Origin of the sequence: Endozoicomonas sp. ALC013, assembly GCF_049310205.1 — a bacterium.
Lineage (GTDB): Bacteria > Pseudomonadota > Gammaproteobacteria > Pseudomonadales > Endozoicomonadaceae > Endozoicomonas.
Genome location: NZ_JBLYNS010000041.1, coordinates 1 through 14,947, shown reverse-complemented (window position 1 = coordinate 14,947; position 14,947 = coordinate 1). Strand labels below are relative to the sequence as shown.

Annotated in this window: 16 protein-coding genes; 10 read left to right on the top strand and 6 right to left on the bottom strand. The window is 45.8% G+C overall.

Annotated elements, in window-relative coordinates:
- Window positions 1-49: 49 nt before the first annotated feature.
- From ACO6V1_RS09880 to ACO6V1_RS09860, 5 genes are all read right to left on the bottom strand, one after another.
- Entirely contained in the window at window positions 50-325 is a 276-nt protein-coding gene (locus ACO6V1_RS09880) for a hypothetical protein (protein WP_422446987.1), read from the bottom strand.
- Window positions 326-363: 38 nt separating this feature from the next.
- Window positions 364-1,284, bottom strand: coding sequence for a nucleotidyl transferase AbiEii/AbiGii toxin family protein (locus ACO6V1_RS09875; RefSeq protein ID WP_422446989.1), 921 nt, complete (start codon window positions 1,282-1,284; stop codon window positions 364-366).
- Complete coding sequence (gene abiEi / locus ACO6V1_RS09870) at window positions 1,268-1,810, bottom strand: type IV toxin-antitoxin system AbiEi family antitoxin (RefSeq protein WP_422446991.1); 543 nt, start codon at window positions 1,808-1,810, stop codon at window positions 1,268-1,270. Before abiEi ends, ACO6V1_RS09875 begins: the two co-directional genes overlap by 17 nt.
- A 144-nt stretch (window positions 1,811-1,954) precedes the next feature.
- On the bottom strand, window positions 1,955-3,049 hold the full coding sequence (locus ACO6V1_RS09865) for a hypothetical protein (protein ID WP_422446993.1): 1,095 nt from the start codon (window positions 3,047-3,049) through the stop codon (window positions 1,955-1,957).
- Between the two features lie 24 nt (window positions 3,050-3,073).
- The gene (locus ACO6V1_RS09860; RefSeq protein WP_422466715.1) at window positions 3,074-3,331 is read right to left on the bottom strand and encodes a hypothetical protein; all 258 of its coding nucleotides are present in this window, start codon (window positions 3,329-3,331) and stop codon (window positions 3,074-3,076) included.
- Window positions 3,332-3,786: 455 nt separating this feature from the next.
- On the opposite strand from ACO6V1_RS09860, the gene ACO6V1_RS09855 reads away from it, so the two are divergent.
- Complete coding sequence (locus ACO6V1_RS09855) at window positions 3,787-5,154, top strand: tyrosine-type recombinase/integrase (protein WP_422461531.1); 1,368 nt, start codon at window positions 3,787-3,789, stop codon at window positions 5,152-5,154.
- Window positions 5,155-5,613: 459 nt separating this feature from the next.
- Here ACO6V1_RS09855 and ACO6V1_RS09850 read toward each other — a convergent pair whose 3' ends face one another.
- Window positions 5,614-6,549, bottom strand: a complete 936-nt coding sequence (locus ACO6V1_RS09850; RefSeq protein WP_422446999.1) for a hypothetical protein — start codon at window positions 6,547-6,549, stop codon at window positions 5,614-5,616.
- 271 nt (window positions 6,550-6,820) lie between these two features.
- Between ACO6V1_RS09850 and ACO6V1_RS09845 the strand changes: the two genes are divergently transcribed.
- The 9 genes from ACO6V1_RS09845 to ACO6V1_RS09805 form a co-directional block, all read left to right on the top strand.
- On the top strand, window positions 6,821-7,087 hold the full coding sequence (locus tag ACO6V1_RS09845) for a hypothetical protein (RefSeq protein ID WP_422466713.1): 267 nt from the start codon (window positions 6,821-6,823) through the stop codon (window positions 7,085-7,087).
- A 207-nt stretch (window positions 7,088-7,294) separates the two neighbouring features.
- Window positions 7,295-8,305 carry a hypothetical protein gene (locus ACO6V1_RS09840; protein WP_422466711.1) on the top strand — a complete coding sequence of 337 codons (1,011 nt, stop codon included), beginning with the start codon at window positions 7,295-7,297 and terminating at the stop codon, window positions 8,303-8,305.
- Entirely contained in the window at window positions 8,302-8,634 is a 333-nt protein-coding gene (locus tag ACO6V1_RS09835; RefSeq protein WP_422466710.1) for an ATP-binding protein, read from the top strand. Before ACO6V1_RS09840 ends, ACO6V1_RS09835 begins: the two co-directional genes overlap by 4 nt.
- Window positions 8,580-8,714 carry an ATP-binding protein gene (locus tag ACO6V1_RS09830; RefSeq protein WP_422466708.1) on the top strand — a complete coding sequence of 45 codons (135 nt, stop codon included), beginning with the start codon at window positions 8,580-8,582 and terminating at the stop codon, window positions 8,712-8,714. Before ACO6V1_RS09835 ends, ACO6V1_RS09830 begins: the two co-directional genes overlap by 55 nt.
- Window positions 8,715-9,317: 603 nt before the next feature.
- Complete coding sequence (locus ACO6V1_RS09825) at window positions 9,318-11,453, top strand: type I secretion system permease/ATPase (RefSeq protein WP_422466706.1); 2,136 nt, start codon at window positions 9,318-9,320, stop codon at window positions 11,451-11,453.
- The gene (locus tag ACO6V1_RS09820; RefSeq protein WP_422466704.1) at window positions 11,454-12,854 is read left to right on the top strand and encodes an HlyD family type I secretion periplasmic adaptor subunit; all 1,401 of its coding nucleotides are present in this window, start codon (window positions 11,454-11,456) and stop codon (window positions 12,852-12,854) included.
- On the top strand, window positions 12,844-13,632 hold the full coding sequence (locus ACO6V1_RS09815) for a hypothetical protein (RefSeq protein ID WP_422447013.1): 789 nt from the start codon (window positions 12,844-12,846) through the stop codon (window positions 13,630-13,632). Before ACO6V1_RS09820 ends, ACO6V1_RS09815 begins: the two co-directional genes overlap by 11 nt.
- A gap of 127 nt (window positions 13,633-13,759) precedes the next feature.
- Complete coding sequence (locus ACO6V1_RS09810; protein ID WP_422447015.1) at window positions 13,760-14,542, top strand: hypothetical protein; 783 nt, start codon at window positions 13,760-13,762, stop codon at window positions 14,540-14,542.
- On the top strand, window positions 14,535-14,947 hold a 413-nt coding region (locus tag ACO6V1_RS09805), incomplete at its 3' end, for a hypothetical protein (RefSeq protein WP_422447017.1). The genes ACO6V1_RS09810 and ACO6V1_RS09805, both read left to right, overlap by 8 nt.

Sequence of the window (14,947 nt, the reverse complement as noted above, 5' to 3'; positions counted from 1 at the left end):
ATTAACTATCGGATGTAGTCGAGATGGTAAATATGCTGGGACTAAACAATCATAATCCAGTAACCGACTTGGTATTCAGACGGAGGACATAGCCAAAATGTTCCTCTCTTTGCTTATCTTTAAAACCCAGTAGATCACCCACAGCAATGGCATGGCGACTCACCCCTTGTTGCATTTCATGATTAACACGAGCGTCGGCACCTTCGAGATTGAGCATATAGTATGGCACCGTCCAACGTTTACCATCGGTAAAATCAAGCACCAGTGCCCGCTTTTGCTTAAGCTGCAACACCTCACAATCCTGCAGCGAATTACTGTTATTCATTCGTCGTCGTTACTCCGGAAAAGAACATTCGAGCATCATCACATTCTGAACTCAGGAAGCTCACCTTCGCCATAAAGCTCTCCCTTTAAGCGGCTAAACAGTTTTTGTAACGTCCCTGACAAGTAGCTTTCAAATTTCCCCTTACCCAGAGTGCGTTCATAAACATCGGCAGGTATAAATCGCCGCATTTCAGTTTTAAGCCCACCGCCGGTCACTATTTCAGGGATATTCCGAATCAGCTGATCCAGCCGCTGCTCAAAGTCATCAAGCCGGTAGTCGTTCACTTTCTTCTTCACCAGCTCAACATTCACTTCAGCACCCTGTTGCTGAAGCCAGGGCAGGTCCCAAATATCACGGTAACGAATGTATTTTTGTGTTGCAGGCAAAGCGATCAGTTTGTCTGCCAGCACTTCGTCAAGGGTTTCAGTAAAAACCAGAGTGTCTCCATAACCATCGGGAAGAAACGGGTAATTCACTCGTAGCGGCAATGCTTCTTTGGTGTATGCCGGAACATTAGCGACTTCAATCTTGATTTTTTGCCGGGGAATATCTTTACGCTTCGGAGAGATTATTACTGAGATTTGCCATTTATCAATATTCATTTGTGCATAACAAGGCTCTTTTCTAAGCGTCGCCGGCTCTTTAACCAATACCTCCAATCCATATCTGGCCCCAATATAGTCCTCAATACAGGTCTTTATATTGGCAAGAGAGGCTGACGAAAAATCCACCCCTCCAACAAAATCCAGATCCTCACTGAACCGGTTACCTCCATGACACAGACGAAGCGACGTACCGCCCTGAAACACCAACTGATCCAACAGGCCTTCCCGGTCAAGACAGAACAGAATGTCATAGTGAAGCAGCTCTTTCTCAACGACTGGCCGCATTAGTGCGAGATGATTATTTTGCATAATCCTCTCAACCAGCTGTGAAAAATCTTCAGTGGTCATTTTCATAACTCTGTGACTCCTTCACCAAATGACTATTCCTCCCCACACGCCTCAAATCACGCATAGCCGCCTCAGGCGTAGCAATTTTTAACGGTCTGTCACGATCAACGACACTGTCCAGAATATCGGCGACTGAACGGCGGGTATGGGTAAATTCAAGAACCCCAAAAGGGGTTTTATACTCTCCCTTCCGGCCTGTGGTCATAATGGTCAGCCGATCAACAGGGATTTGGGAAATAACGCCATACTCTGATAGCGCTGATTCCAAACTGATGTAGTTGTACTCCCCCCTTCGCAAGGCTATGGCAATGCGCTCCAGCATATCTGCATTTTTGTTGCTTGAGAGGGTGAACGTATAAATCCCTTTCATCATCCGACGAAGAATATCATTCTTCACCAACCGAACCAGTCCGGCCTGAAAGGCTCGCGGGGAGTCTTCACTAAAGATTTTGCCCAAATCCCTGGCGGTAAAAACCGAATGTCCCATCCGGTCAAAAGCCGATAGCCGGTGGATTGCAGTGGCCTGATCCATCGTTACCACTCCTTCATGTAAACGTTTTAATCACTTAAATGGTGTATTTCTGTCTACATAATAGCAAAATACACAGCATATAAACGCGAACAACATTAAATAGTGGTATTTATGTCTACTTATTGGCCAGTTGATTAAGGTCAGTTACCGGTACCTTAATCCCTGCCAGTGGCTGGTTTTCTTGGCGTAGCGTTGTTTCAGCTCGGCCAGCCTCTGGTCATAGGCTGTTTGTCTGTTCAGCATTTTGGCCATCAGCTGAAGATCGCCAAGCTTTGTTGACAGCTCGGAATACACGGTAGATGAGCCTCTTTGCTCAAACAGTTCTTCCACCCGACGCCAATAGGCCTCTTCATTGGCAGCAACGCTTTCGGCCTTTTGCTGCTGTTGCAGCTGCTTTTGCATCATGGCCTTTTCATCAGCCTTTTTCCGCAGCTCCCGGGCAGAAGCCAGCAGATGGCCAACCGTGACTGAACTGCTGCGCGGTATTTCCTGAGTTTGATCCACCAGGGCGGCAAACTGTTCTCTTCGTGCAGTACCGGTTTCATCTAACAGTAACGCTTTCAGCTGGGCTCTGGCCGTCGCTTCCGGGAGTTGCATGACATATTGATCAATTAACACTTCAGGCTCAACACTGGCATAATCCGGTTTGACCCTGGCCGACGCAACAACCCGTTGGGCATCCAGTTTCAGGAAATCGCACAACGCACTCTGGCTGGCAGAAAGGTCATCAAGGCCCAGAGGGATGGCGGGGGACAGCGCATCCGGTTCCAGCTCATCCAATTGAGACAACCAGGCCAGATACAGTGAACGATAGTCACCGTGCATCAGCTCACTGCGAATGTTCAGCAGGCTGCCCATCCAGCCATCGCCTTCATCCCACTCATCGTCGTAGCCGTCTTCATCTTCATAGACAAATTCAATAATCCAGTGCGCGCCAGACGATTTGTAAGTGCAGATATCCCCCTGGAGGTAACGCAGCAGTGTCGATTCATCAATAAGATGACGAGGCACCTTAATCGCAAAAATTTTGCAACCAAAATTGGAAACATAAACATAAGCATCGAAGAACCTGCTCAGTAACTGCCTTGGGTCGGCTTTTAAATCACCGTAGTTATAGGTGTTACAGAACCGGGTAGACGATATCTGTGCCCGGCTGGAAATCCCCCGAAGATACCCCATCTCCTCTTTCGACAACTGCCGGTCAACGGCCACCAACTCGTAATACTGGTATTCACTCATAACTGTTATGCCTTCTGCACCTTTCTACAGCTTACGTACCTCGTCAAGGCTGACCACATTATCTGGCAAAGCCAATGAACTCTCCAGCCCAATAACAGTAGCTGCTGCTGCAGGAAATGGATTCGGAAAATTCCCATCCGGCGTTTGTGGATATGCCCATTCAGACAAACCTCTGGCAAACCGGAACAGCCAGTCATCCACCATCCGCGACATGGGAATAAACGACTCCATTCGTTTTGCACCGGGAAACGCCCTGGCCTTTTTGTGAACACAATTGAACATGGATGGCAAGAACAATCCATTGATAATCATCAGACAAACAAGCAAGCAAGCCGGTATAGACGACGCTGGAAAGGGTTTGACACAAGACACAAATAAAAGAGAGTAACTTGATGAGAGGTGTAGGCTATACGTAGATTGGAAATCATGAAAGGCAAATGTATGAGCGCTTACTCATGCACGCAGATACCTCTATTATGATTATGGCGCACCCGAGAGGATTCGAACCTCTGACCTCTGCCTCCGGAGTGATCATTCACCCCATCATCCCAGCCATTGCCTTACAACTTAAAACAAGCCATTATATAGATAACTCATTGATATATATAAAGTTATCACCCACCCACATATTGTACCATGTTGCATGGAATTGTATATCGCTGTCTGAGTTTTACTGGAAATATACTGGAAAAAAATCACTTCCGGCGCTCATTCAAATAATAAAGAGGTAAACGGACATGCCTAAGACCACCAATGAGAAAATTTCATTCACCAACACTTCAGTTGATGACCTGAAACCCAGAGACAAATCATATCGGGTATGGGAGCAAAAACAGCAAGGTCTCTATGTCCTTGTCAGCCCGAAAGGCACCAAAACATATTATCTCAGCTACACAGTGCCGGGTTGCAACCAGAGAAAGGATTTTAAGTTGGGTCGTCATGGAGCTATCACCCCATCTGATGCCAAAAGAATGGCGAAGGCATCCCTAGGAGAGGTAGCCAAAGGTATTGATATTCAGGCTTCCAGAAATGATTCACGTCGCCAGGCAGAGCTGGAAAAAAGCAGCACTCTTGGTGCATTCATCGAGCAGCGTTATAGGCTTTGGGCTCTTACCCACAAAAAACAAGGTGAGGAGGATCTCAAGCGAGCAGAGAGGCATTTCGGAAAGTGGTTCGACCTTCCACTATCAGAAATATCAGTTCGGCGCCTGACACTCTTTCAGACAGAACAGCTCAAGAAGGGCCGGAAAGCATCGGGTATCAACCGGGACGTAAACTGCATAAGAGGAATATTGAGTAAAGCCGTAGATTTTGAATTGCTGGAAGGGACCCCATTACGCAAGCTCAAGAACCTTCCCGTTGATAAGAATAAGCGCGTTAGATACCTCTCCATAGACGAAGAACAGCGTTTGCGTATTGCTCTGGACAACTACGATGATGAGCAGAGGAACAAACGAGTCCGCTATAACCAGTGGCTTTTGGAACGGCGTCGTCCAAATATTCCAGAATTGGCTAGTACTTTTGCATGCCATGTAAAGCCGGTTGTCCTGATCGCTCTGAATACCGGTCTTCGCATTACCGAGGTGCTTGAGCTGAACTGGAACCAGGTCAATATAAATCAGCGCCTACTGACAGTGATAGGAGATAGAGCCAAAAACGGCCAAACCCGTCATATTCATCTGACCGATGAAGCCCATTACGCCTTTCGGGAGTGGCGTAAACAAAATATGGAAACCAAGGTCATTTTTCCTAATAAAAAAACGGGCAAGCCCATGAAGGATATTAAATCCTCCTGGACGAAGATCAGAAAAGAAGCAGGCTTATATAAACCAAAAGAAGAGGATTTACACTTCCGCTTTCATGATCTTCGACACTCATTTGCCAGCAACATGGTAATGGCGGGAGTTGACCTGAACCATGTCAGGGATGCGATGGGTCATCAGTCTATTGATATGACACTCAAATATGCTCACCTGGCCCCTCAATCCAGGCAGTCTGCTATTGCTGTACTGAATGATTATATGAAGGCTTCCAGACAGGCTATGGATGAAGGTGTATCTGAGATCAGTAATGAGCCAGAACAGGAGAAATCTGAAATAGCCTGACCTTCCCATTATAAACTTGGAAAATGCCATTCATTATTAGGTGTGCTCAGATTTGAGTACACCCCCCCTTTTTTTCTATCCTGTAACCTAAGAAAAATCAGGGGTAGCTATCAGATGACTACAAAAGTATAAGATGCGTCCAAACTTGGACACATCGGAATTTTCAGTAACTGTCCATGTAAAAAGATTAACCTTTCTGAAATCAATTCACTCATGACAGTGCTCACATTTGGGCACTGCAAACTTTCCAGTTCCTTAAATTGAGGATTTGAAAATTAATAGTATTTACCCAGCCTTCCCCAAGTTTGAGGAGACCCATCTCACAATATTTCATCAATGACTATCAGCAAGTTTGCTGACACCCCACCAGCAATAGCTATTAGTGGCACTGTCCAAACTGACCACCTCTGCTGTTCAAATGTGACCCACCCTGCTGTTTTAGAGTTACCACCCCGCTGTTTATGGTCCAGTGTATTTTTTGAAATCATCCATCCTGCTCTTCAGCTTCAGGATCAGTGGATGGCTATTCGTACGGTTCGGATCGTCGTCGAATAATACGGACTCAAGCTTTTCGGCTTCTGTCAGGAATACTGACCACAAAAAAGCCTTGTCATCAGCAGCGTTTTTTGTCAACCCGATTTTTCTGGCTTGGGCCAACCATTCTCCATAAAGTTTCAAACTGCCAGAGAAAACAAGCTCACAGTGAGCGAAAAAACCATTAATCAGCTGGCGTTGATGGTCATTATGATCATTAAACTCAAAATAGAATGGATCATAAACCGACGTTGTAAACAGGTGCTGCAGTTGTTCAGATATTGTCGTGTAAAGTTCTTCTGCAACAGCAGATAATGGCGTTAGTAAGCTCTGTCTGAGAAACAGTTTGGTTACTGTCATCTGGCAGCCATGTGCCCGTCGACAAGTATTTTTCTGCTCAGCCCACCCCTCTTCAATAGCCAATGCCAGAAAACAGGTCAGCGAATCAAGCGTGTAAGGCACTTCAAGTTTATTAACAGTTTTGGCCCTTAATGTCTGTCTTCTGACAGCGCTATTTTCATCACTGAAGAGTTTGCCCCTGTACATTGAGGGCAGCTGTAACAGGATATGGTGTAAAAAATCCTGATCAATCTGCTGTTGATCAATGAGTTCCCAAAAGCAATGACAGAGAATGCCTTTCGCCCCCTTTGTTTTACTGCATGATTCTACTTGGTTTACCAACTTTTCCTGAGAGGCAGGCTGCCCGTTTTCTTTTCTGTTCCAGAACCTTGAAGAATGGTTCAGCCAGCCGGGGTTCTTCTCTGCCAAAACAGAGTCTTCCAGCAGGCACTTCTTAATCTGGTAAGCGGTTTTTACCCCAAGACGTTCTTTTATCCAGGCAACCCAGTATCGCGTGGTCAAGGATCGTGTTCTCCGCGACAAACGTTTGTAATCAGTAAAGGAATACATAAGAAAAAAAATTGCGCATTGGATGTGCGAAAATTGCGCTGTGCCCGGCAGGGCCTTGGTATATCAGCACTTATCTTTTTCAATGCAAAAAAAGTCGTGCCTTTTTTCTAAAAATAAGCCGCTACGCAAGAATTGTAAAAGCGCTTATTCTTACTAAATGACCATTTATCACTGATTTAGATGTGTGGAGGTTAGCTTGAGTACTGGACAGCCTGAGGCGAGGATGACCGCGTTATCGGCCAAACTGGAAAGTGACCTGCTGACGCTTTATCGCTCACCGGTACTGGGCGGGGAGCAACTTCGTCAGGCAATGGGGTATCGGACCATGGGCGCATTGCGCCAGGCCATCAATCAGCACCATTTTCCTGTGAGGCTGTTTACTATGCCCAAGCGGCGGGGGCGATTTGTCCTGGTCGCTGATGTTGCCCGGTGGCTGGCAAAACAGAGTATTGAAAACTCGTTCAACACGACTGAAGAGGATGAGCAATGACTAACTGAGAAAGCTTGTTATTCCATTTCAAGGCACTGAAAGCAAAAAGCCAGAGTTGTAGGGACTCTGGCTTTTCACGGGAAGATGAGATAAGACTCAGTCCTCTCATTTAAGCTTTCCAGCTCAACCCTGTCAAATGTCTACATTGATTGGCTGGGTTGAGTTTGCCTTGTTTTCCCATGTTCTTGATGAAAACAAGGAGGATGCATGAAGTCATCTACCTTGCGTGAGCTTTTGCGCTTGCTGCTGTCAACCCATTTTTCAAATCGCCATATTGCTCAATTGACGCAGTTATCAAAAACAACCGTTCGACGATACCGGTCGCGAATCAATAAAAGTGAGTGCTGTTGGGGAGAAGTGAAACAGCTGGATGACCCTGCTTTGTTCCGGTTGGTCAGCTCTTCCTCTGGGCTTAAACCGGACAAGCGGGCTCCAGACTGGTCGCACATTCATAAGTTATTGCAGGACAAGCATCAGTGCCGTCTGCAGATATGGGAGGAATACCGTCGTATCAACCCTGACGATGCGTACTGTTATAGCCAGTTCAATAAATATTACCGGGATTACCGAAAAACTATTGATTTATGCATGCGACAACATTACGAGCCGGGTGATGTCTGTTTTGTTGATTATGCAGGTAAACGTTTGTCGTTTGTTGATTCTGCAACAGGCCAGACGCAAAAGGTCGAACTGTTCGTGGGAGTGCTTGGCTACTCACAGTTAATCTTCTGTGTGGAAGTGAAGGTAGGTCATCAGAAGGTTGAAATATTCCATCAGCACCATCGGGTGGCAATCCACCCCCGAAGTCATCGCAAAGAGGACGCAACCACCTATCCGGAGCACCGTCCTACCCAGCATCAGGCATACGCAAACCAGACCCGGGATTACTTTATCAACTGGGCCAAAGAACAGAGTGCTGATGTGCTGGCAGTTGTGACAGCGCAGTTTGAGAACCTGCCTGAACATTCCTTAAAAGGCGTACGAGCCTGTAGCAAGCTGCAAAAATTGTGTCGGCACTATGGAGTCCAGCGATTCATGAATGCCTGCACCTGTGTGACCGAAATTCAGTCTCTCACTGTATCCAGCGTGCACTCAATTCTGCAATGCCACCTTGATGGACAGCAGATTACGGAAACCTCCACACAACACAAGCTTCCTGCCCACTCCAATGTCCGGGGTGCTTCTTACTATGCGGATCATGAAGGTCATTTGAAATGAGCACGCAACAACTGATAGAGCAAATCAGAGAGCTTCGGCTACCGGGCTTTGAGCAAGCATTGCCCCGTATGTTTGAAACACCCGACCAGATGAAACTGCCTTTTGAAGATCGTCTCAGCCTGTTACTTGAAGCTGAAACGCTGGATCGTAAGCAGCGCAAACAGCAACGACTCAGGAAGGCGGCAAAAATCAAGCAGGCCAGCGCCTACGTGGAAGATATTGATTATGCGGCCAGTCGGGGGATTGATCGGGGTGCATTAGAAACACTGTGTCGATGCGACTGGATAACCAGAAATCAGTTTTTATTGATGCCATTATGGATCGGCTGATTCACCGTTCACACCGTCTGGAACTGTCAGGGGAGTCAATGCGTAAGAAGCAAAGTCTCAGTTCGGTAAAACAGGAATAATATTCAGTAAACCGCAGGCGTGAACAATCAAAAAGGGAACCACAGACCAGTTCTTAAATAATCTATGGTTCCCGTATCTGCAAACTGATGAATACGCCGGATACGGTGCTGTGGCTGAAAAAAAAGACCTTTGGTACTCAGGCAGTGCCATTTTTTACAGCCTGATCGAAAGTGCAAAGGCTAATGGACTGGAACTCTACGATTATCTCTGTCGTGAATTGTAACGAGTACCCGGCTGTAATTCTGTGGATGCTTTGGAAGTCTTGTTGCTATAGCAATTATGTGAACAGAGTCAAAAAATATATTGACTTTATTTATAGCTGTTGACACCGATTTAAACTGCTGTTTGAATGTGTTTCATTCAATAAGAACAACTCACTAGTGAAAGGGATACATGGAATGACCCGAGGAATGATGGCCTACGTTCGTGGCCGTAGTGCTTATATCCAGTCTTTCGCTGGTACCTGGAAAGAATCGCCTGTTATCAGTAGATGTCACAAGCTGAAAAGCTTTCCTTCTCCAAGCCTCTTCTAACTGAAAGTTCGTGTTCTGCATCAGGCACGATGTCCATTCATAAAAATAAGTATCTGGACAGTCGTAGTAGTGAGTCAATTCAATTCCATAGATAGTGGCATACATTGCCTGGTGATGCTGGCCAAATTTCATGGCGTAGCGGCAGAGGCTGAGCAGTTGCATTACCAGTTTGGTCGTGGCGATGCAGCGCTTGACGATATAGCCATGCTCAGGGCGGCTAAATCCCTGAAGTTGAAGGCCAGAAAAATCAAAGTGGCAGTGGATCAGCTGACTTATCTGCCGTTGCCTGCGATTGCACGACAGGTGGATGGTCACTACTTCATCATTGCCCGGGTACATGAAGGGAAGGCGCTGATTCAAAGTCCGCTGAAGCAATCCCCCGAGGCAGTATCGTTGGATGTGTTGGAAACGATGCTCTCTGGCGATGTTCTGTTATTCACGAAACGCTCTTTGTTGCCGGGCAGTTTTGCCAAGTTTGATTTCAGCTGGTTTATTCCCGCTTTGCTGAAGCATAAAAAACTGCTGTCGGAAGTATTGCTGGCTTCCTTCTTTATTCAATTGTTTGCCATGATCACCCCACTGTTCTTTCAGGTGATTATCGACAAGGTGCTGGTTAACCAGGCATTAACGACGTTAGACGTATTGGCATTTGGCCTGTTGGTACTCTCATTTTTCGATATTGTCCTGAATGGCCTCAGGAATTATGTATTCAGTCACACCACAAACAGAGTCGATGTGGTGCTTGGCTCAAGGCTGTTCAACCATTTACTTCGCTTACCCATTGCATTCTTTCAAGCTCGTCGAGTAGGCGACACGGTGGCCCGGGTTCGGGAGCTGGACACCATTCGGGAGTTTATTACCGGCTCTGCCCTGACGTTGTGTATCGACCTGTTATTCACCGTCGTCTTTTTTGTGGTGATGTATTTTTACAGCCCAACGCTGACCTGGATTGTGTTGGGTTCCATTCCTTTTTATATCCTGCTCTCTTTGATCGTTACCCCGATTCTCCGTGCCCGACTGAATGAGAAGTTCAAGCGTGGCGCAGAAAATCAATCCTTCCTGGTGGAATCGGTCACTGGCATGGAAACCATCAAAAGCTCAGCGGTGGAGCCCCAGATGCAGCGGCACTGGGAAGATCAGTTAGCGGCTTATGTGTCTGCCTCCTTCAGGGCTATGAACCTTGGCAATATTGCCAGCCAGTTTGCCGGGTTAATCAATAAAGTCGTCACGGTGCTGACGTTATGGGTCGGTGCCACATTGGTCATCAACGGAGAGATGTCCGTGGGTATGCTGATCGCCTTTAATATGATTGCCGGTCGGGTGAGTGCGCCGATCCTGAAGCTGGTGCAGCTCTGGCAGGATTTCCAGCAGGCCGGTATTTCGGTGCAACGATTGGGCGATGTACTGAATACCCCCACGGAACCGGGGCACGATCCAAACCGAACCACATTACCTACATTGAAAGGTCAGGTACGTTTTGAACACGTGACCTTCCGTTATCAGCCCGATCGGCCTGCTGTACTCAATGGCGTATCGCTCACGGTCAACCCCGGGCAAGTGATCGGTATTGTAGGGCGTTCTGGCTCAGGCAAAAGTACGCTGACAAAACTGGTGCAGCGATTGTATTTACCTGAATCTGGTCGTCTATTGGTGGACGGTGTTGACCTGGCACTGGTGGAACCCGCCTGGTTACGTCGTCAAGTGGGCGTGGTGCTGCAGGAAAACTTTCTGTTCAACCGCTCAGTGCGGGACAACATTGCCCTGGCTGATCCCGTTGCTTCCATCGAACGGGTGATGGCGGCGGCACAACTCTCCGGCGCGCATGATTTTATTCTGGAATTGCCCGAAGGTTACGACACCAATGTGGGCGAGCAGGGCAGTTCACTGTCTGGTGGTCAGAAACAGCGCATTGCCATTGCCCGTGCTTTGCTCACCAATCCGAAAATCCTGATTTTTGATGAAGCCACCAGTGCCCTGGATTACGAATCGGAACACATCATCCAGCAGAACATGAAAAAGATCAGCCAGGGTCGCACGGTCTTTATTATTGCCCATCGTCTTTCCACGGTGCGGGATGCCAACCGCATTATCGTGATGGATAAAGGGCGTATTGTTGAAGAAGGCAGTCACGATCAGTTGGTTAAACAAGGCGGCCATTACGCAAAGCTCAATGCTCATCAGCACGGTTTACGGGAGGCAGTCTAGATGAAGGCACTGTTCTCAAAAGCCACCAAAGCACTGTTGAGTCGAACTGAGCGGCCTGAAGCACTGGACAACACTCGACGTCAGTTTATGCCAGCGGCTTTGGAAGTGGAAGATACCCCCGCCAGCCCGGCAAGCCGCATGATTGTTAAGGTCATTATTGCACTGTTTGTGATCGCCATACTCTGGGCCTGCTTTGGCAAAATCGATATTGTGGCCACCGCCCAGGGCAAAATTATCCCCGGCGAACGGGTGAAAACCATTCAGCCCATTGTGATTGGGGAGGTGCAGGCCATTCATGTGCACGAAGGCGATGAAGTAAAAGCCGACGATGCGTTAATCACTCTGGTCGGCACCGTCACTGAAGCCGAAAGTGTTCGGTTGCAGCAGGAGATTACAGCCTTGAGCCTGCAGCTCGCCAGACAGCAGGCGTTTGTGACTTATCTTGATCAACACTCCTCCGACCTCGTTCCCACGGTCCCCGTGGGAATGCATACCCCCTCTGCTACAGAGGTAAAAACTTTCGAACAACAATTATTACTCCAACAAATCGAAGATTACAAAACCTCGGCAAACACCCTGATCAGCCAGAAAAAAAGCAAACGCGCCGAACAACAAACCATTGTCGCTCAAGTAAACAAACTCAAACGGGTACTGCCCATTATTGAAGAGCGTACCCAATCGTTGAAAGCCCTTTACGACAAAAGTTACGGCTCCAAGGTGCAATACCTGGAGTTGGAACAGCAACGCATCGAGCTGGAAGAAGATATCAAGGCGCAAACCGCCGCTGTCAACCAACTGGGTGCAGAGGCAGAAGCGTTGCAACATCAACTGGCCAGCCTTCACGCCCAGACACGTCGGGAAAGCCTCGATCAACAGGAACAACTGCGCCGCCAGCTGGATACTCTGGAACAGGAGCGAATCAAAGCAGAAGAGCTGCACGACCAGCAAAAGATCACCTCACCCATAGACGGCACAGTACAACAACTGCAAGTGCATACCATTGGTGGAGTTGTACAACCGGCACAGGCACTGATGCAGATCGTCCCCGCCGAAGCGAAGATGGAAGTAGAAGCCTGGATACTGAACAAAGACATCGGTTTTGTTCACGAAGGTCAAAGCGCTGAAGTGAAAATCGACACCTTTAACTTCACCAAATACGGCCTGATTGATGGTACGTTAACCACCGTCTCTAACGATGCCGTGCCCGATGAACAGCTGGGGCTGAGATACCTGGCCAATGTACAAATCGAAAAAGACTGGATGCAGGTAGAAAACCGTAAGGTGAATCTGGCTCCGGGAATGAGCGTGGCGGTAGAGATCAAAACCGGACAAAGACGACTGATTGAGTATTTTCTGAGTCCGTTGTTGAGGTTTAAGCAGGAGAGTATTCGTGAACGATAGTTTTAGATTAGGGATTTTCTGGGAAGTAATTGTTACGACAATTGTTTTTTTGGTTATCTTTTTATTCATCAAAGGAATAGGTTTTGGCGCTATCTTTATGTCTGCATATATCGCTATATGTTGTGCAGTTTTTTATATCCTTTGTACCCCAGGACTGCTAACACACCCAAAAATCTCCTTTATGAAAAGTTGGTCAAGTGTTGCCTTTATTTCACTTTTACCACTGCTTTACTATCTGTTTATTATTCTTTTTCGGTTGTTTTTTTATGATGGATACCGAGAGTATATTTCCTTTTTATCTCCTGCCGAATCGGTTGCCAGCACTCTTATACCTGCAATGACTATTACTGAAGAAGCTCTGGTAAAAAATGGGCTTTATGATCGAGTAGAAGAAGCACGGCATAATTTTTCATTTGCAGTCTTTTGCAATTTTCTTAGTTTTTATTGGGTTCTTTCCTATTTCCCGCGCTGGATTGAAAGTGAAATAGACTTTATTAAAGAGCACGGTATTTCTCAGTCAGACACTCTTGAATTCTCATGGGTTTCAAAATTAGGAGTAATTTTAATATGTGTGGTTGCCATGTACACCTACTTTATGAATTGGGCAACCGATAGCTCATGCTCTGTTAAATGTTATGGTATTGATAATTCAGATCTTGGATTCCTCTTTTTATATTACCTAGGAAGCATACTAGGCTGTACTCTCGGCGGATCTTATAAAGTCATTTACATTTCTAGGTTTATGAAACAGCAAAATGGAAAGCTATATAGTGAGTAAAATTTTTTATCTCGTTCCCACGCTCTTCGGGGGGATGCATAAGGAGACAAACAATTGAACAAAAAAAACGATATGGATTCCTACGGTGGATTGTGGGAGCGAGTAAATTTTAAGCAGGAGAGTACTCGTGAACAATAAGAGTATTTTGCAAAGGTACTATCAAATCATATCATTTACATTGGTAATGATAGCTCTATTTATGTTTTTTAAAGGAGTCTCATTACTTTCAGTAAGTATGTCTGTTTACATTGCTTTGTGCTGTGCTTTGTGCATATATATTGCGCATTTAAGAAATACAGGGGTTTTAAATTATAAAGAGCGTTGGCTACTCGCCTGCTTATTAGGTGTTCCAATACTATATTTCTTATCAATTATGTTTCTTCGTACTTTTTTCTACGAGGCATATGGAACGTATATTTCACTATTTTCAACTGCTGAAAAAATTGTTGCAGAGGTTATTCCTGCAATGGGAAAAACTGAAAGAGATCTTGTGAAGCTAGGGTTGTACGAACGTGTTTCAGAAGTACGCCATAACTTTTTCTTTGTAGCGGGCTGGAGTTGCTTAACGGCTTATCTCATATTTTCTCACTCTATAAGTATGTCTGATTTAGAAAAACAAAATGTATTGAACTTTGGCTTCTCTGAAACAAAAATAATTGGCCCTATGAAAGCTGTTATCTTCATATTGTGTATTCTTATGTTGTCTTTATTTAATATCAGCTTAGTCAGATCAGAATCATGTTCTGTAAGATGTGGAGGTGCTGAGGACGATGATATCCCTTTTCTAGTTCTAAATGGTATGGCCTTTTTTGTTTCTTATATTGTAAGCACTCTTTTATTTAAAAATAAGGTGCTCTCTGAGTACTCTAATCAAGCGATAAAACAAAAAGGAGAAGCCTCTAATGAGTGATATGATTATAGATTCATCACTAGAGTATGATAAAAATGCTGCTGATAAAAATCAGCAACTTAGAGATGTGCTTAACAATCATCTTTCAGCAGCAGCCAGTGGTATAGAAACTGCCATTGAAACGATGCAATCAGACCTTAATAAAAATAATTATATTAGGAGTGAAGATCTAAAAAAATACACCAAGACAATAGAGCCCTTGTTAGGAGATCTTAAAAAGTCTCTTGTTATTTTTCACAGTGCCGCACCTGTGAAATTTGCGTCAAATACCATTAATGCAGTTACTATTGTAAATGAGCTATCTGATGCCATTAGTAAAGGGGAGAGTACTTCGGAGTTATGGATATCACTTGGTAAGATCGCAACTACATCCCTTGCTGCATCTGTTGCTGTTGGCATTGCTGG

What these genes read in the sequence shown, in the direction of transcription:
- ACO6V1_RS09855 (WP_422461531.1), top strand. Translation starts at nt 3,787, where the DNA reads ATGCCTAAGACCACCAATGAGAAAATTTCATTCACCAACACTTCAGTT.
- ACO6V1_RS09835 (WP_422466710.1), top strand. Translation starts at nt 8,302, where the DNA reads ATGAGCACGCAACAACTGATAGAGCAAATCAGAGAGCTTCGGCTACCG.
- ACO6V1_RS09865 (WP_422446993.1), bottom strand. Translation starts at nt 3,049, where the DNA reads ATGAGTGAATACCAGTATTACGAGTTGGTGGCCGTTGACCGGCAGTTG.
- ACO6V1_RS09845 (WP_422466713.1), top strand. Translation starts at nt 6,821, where the DNA reads ATGACCGCGTTATCGGCCAAACTGGAAAGTGACCTGCTGACGCTTTAT.
- ACO6V1_RS09840 (WP_422466711.1), top strand. Translation starts at nt 7,295, where the DNA reads ATGAAGTCATCTACCTTGCGTGAGCTTTTGCGCTTGCTGCTGTCAACC.
- ACO6V1_RS09820 (WP_422466704.1), top strand. Translation starts at nt 11,454, where the DNA reads ATGAAGGCACTGTTCTCAAAAGCCACCAAAGCACTGTTGAGTCGAACT.
- abiEi (WP_422446991.1), bottom strand. Translation starts at nt 1,810, where the DNA reads ATGGATCAGGCCACTGCAATCCACCGGCTATCGGCTTTTGACCGGATG.
- ACO6V1_RS09830 (WP_422466708.1), top strand. Translation starts at nt 8,580, where the DNA reads ATGCGACTGGATAACCAGAAATCAGTTTTTATTGATGCCATTATGGAT.
- ACO6V1_RS09860 (WP_422466715.1), bottom strand. Translation starts at nt 3,331, where the DNA reads ATGTTCAATTGTGTTCACAAAAAGGCCAGGGCGTTTCCCGGTGCAAAA.
- ACO6V1_RS09875 (WP_422446989.1), bottom strand. Translation starts at nt 1,284, where the DNA reads ATGAAAATGACCACTGAAGATTTTTCACAGCTGGTTGAGAGGATTATG.
- ACO6V1_RS09880 (WP_422446987.1), bottom strand. Translation starts at nt 325, where the DNA reads ATGAATAACAGTAATTCGCTGCAGGATTGTGAGGTGTTGCAGCTTAAG.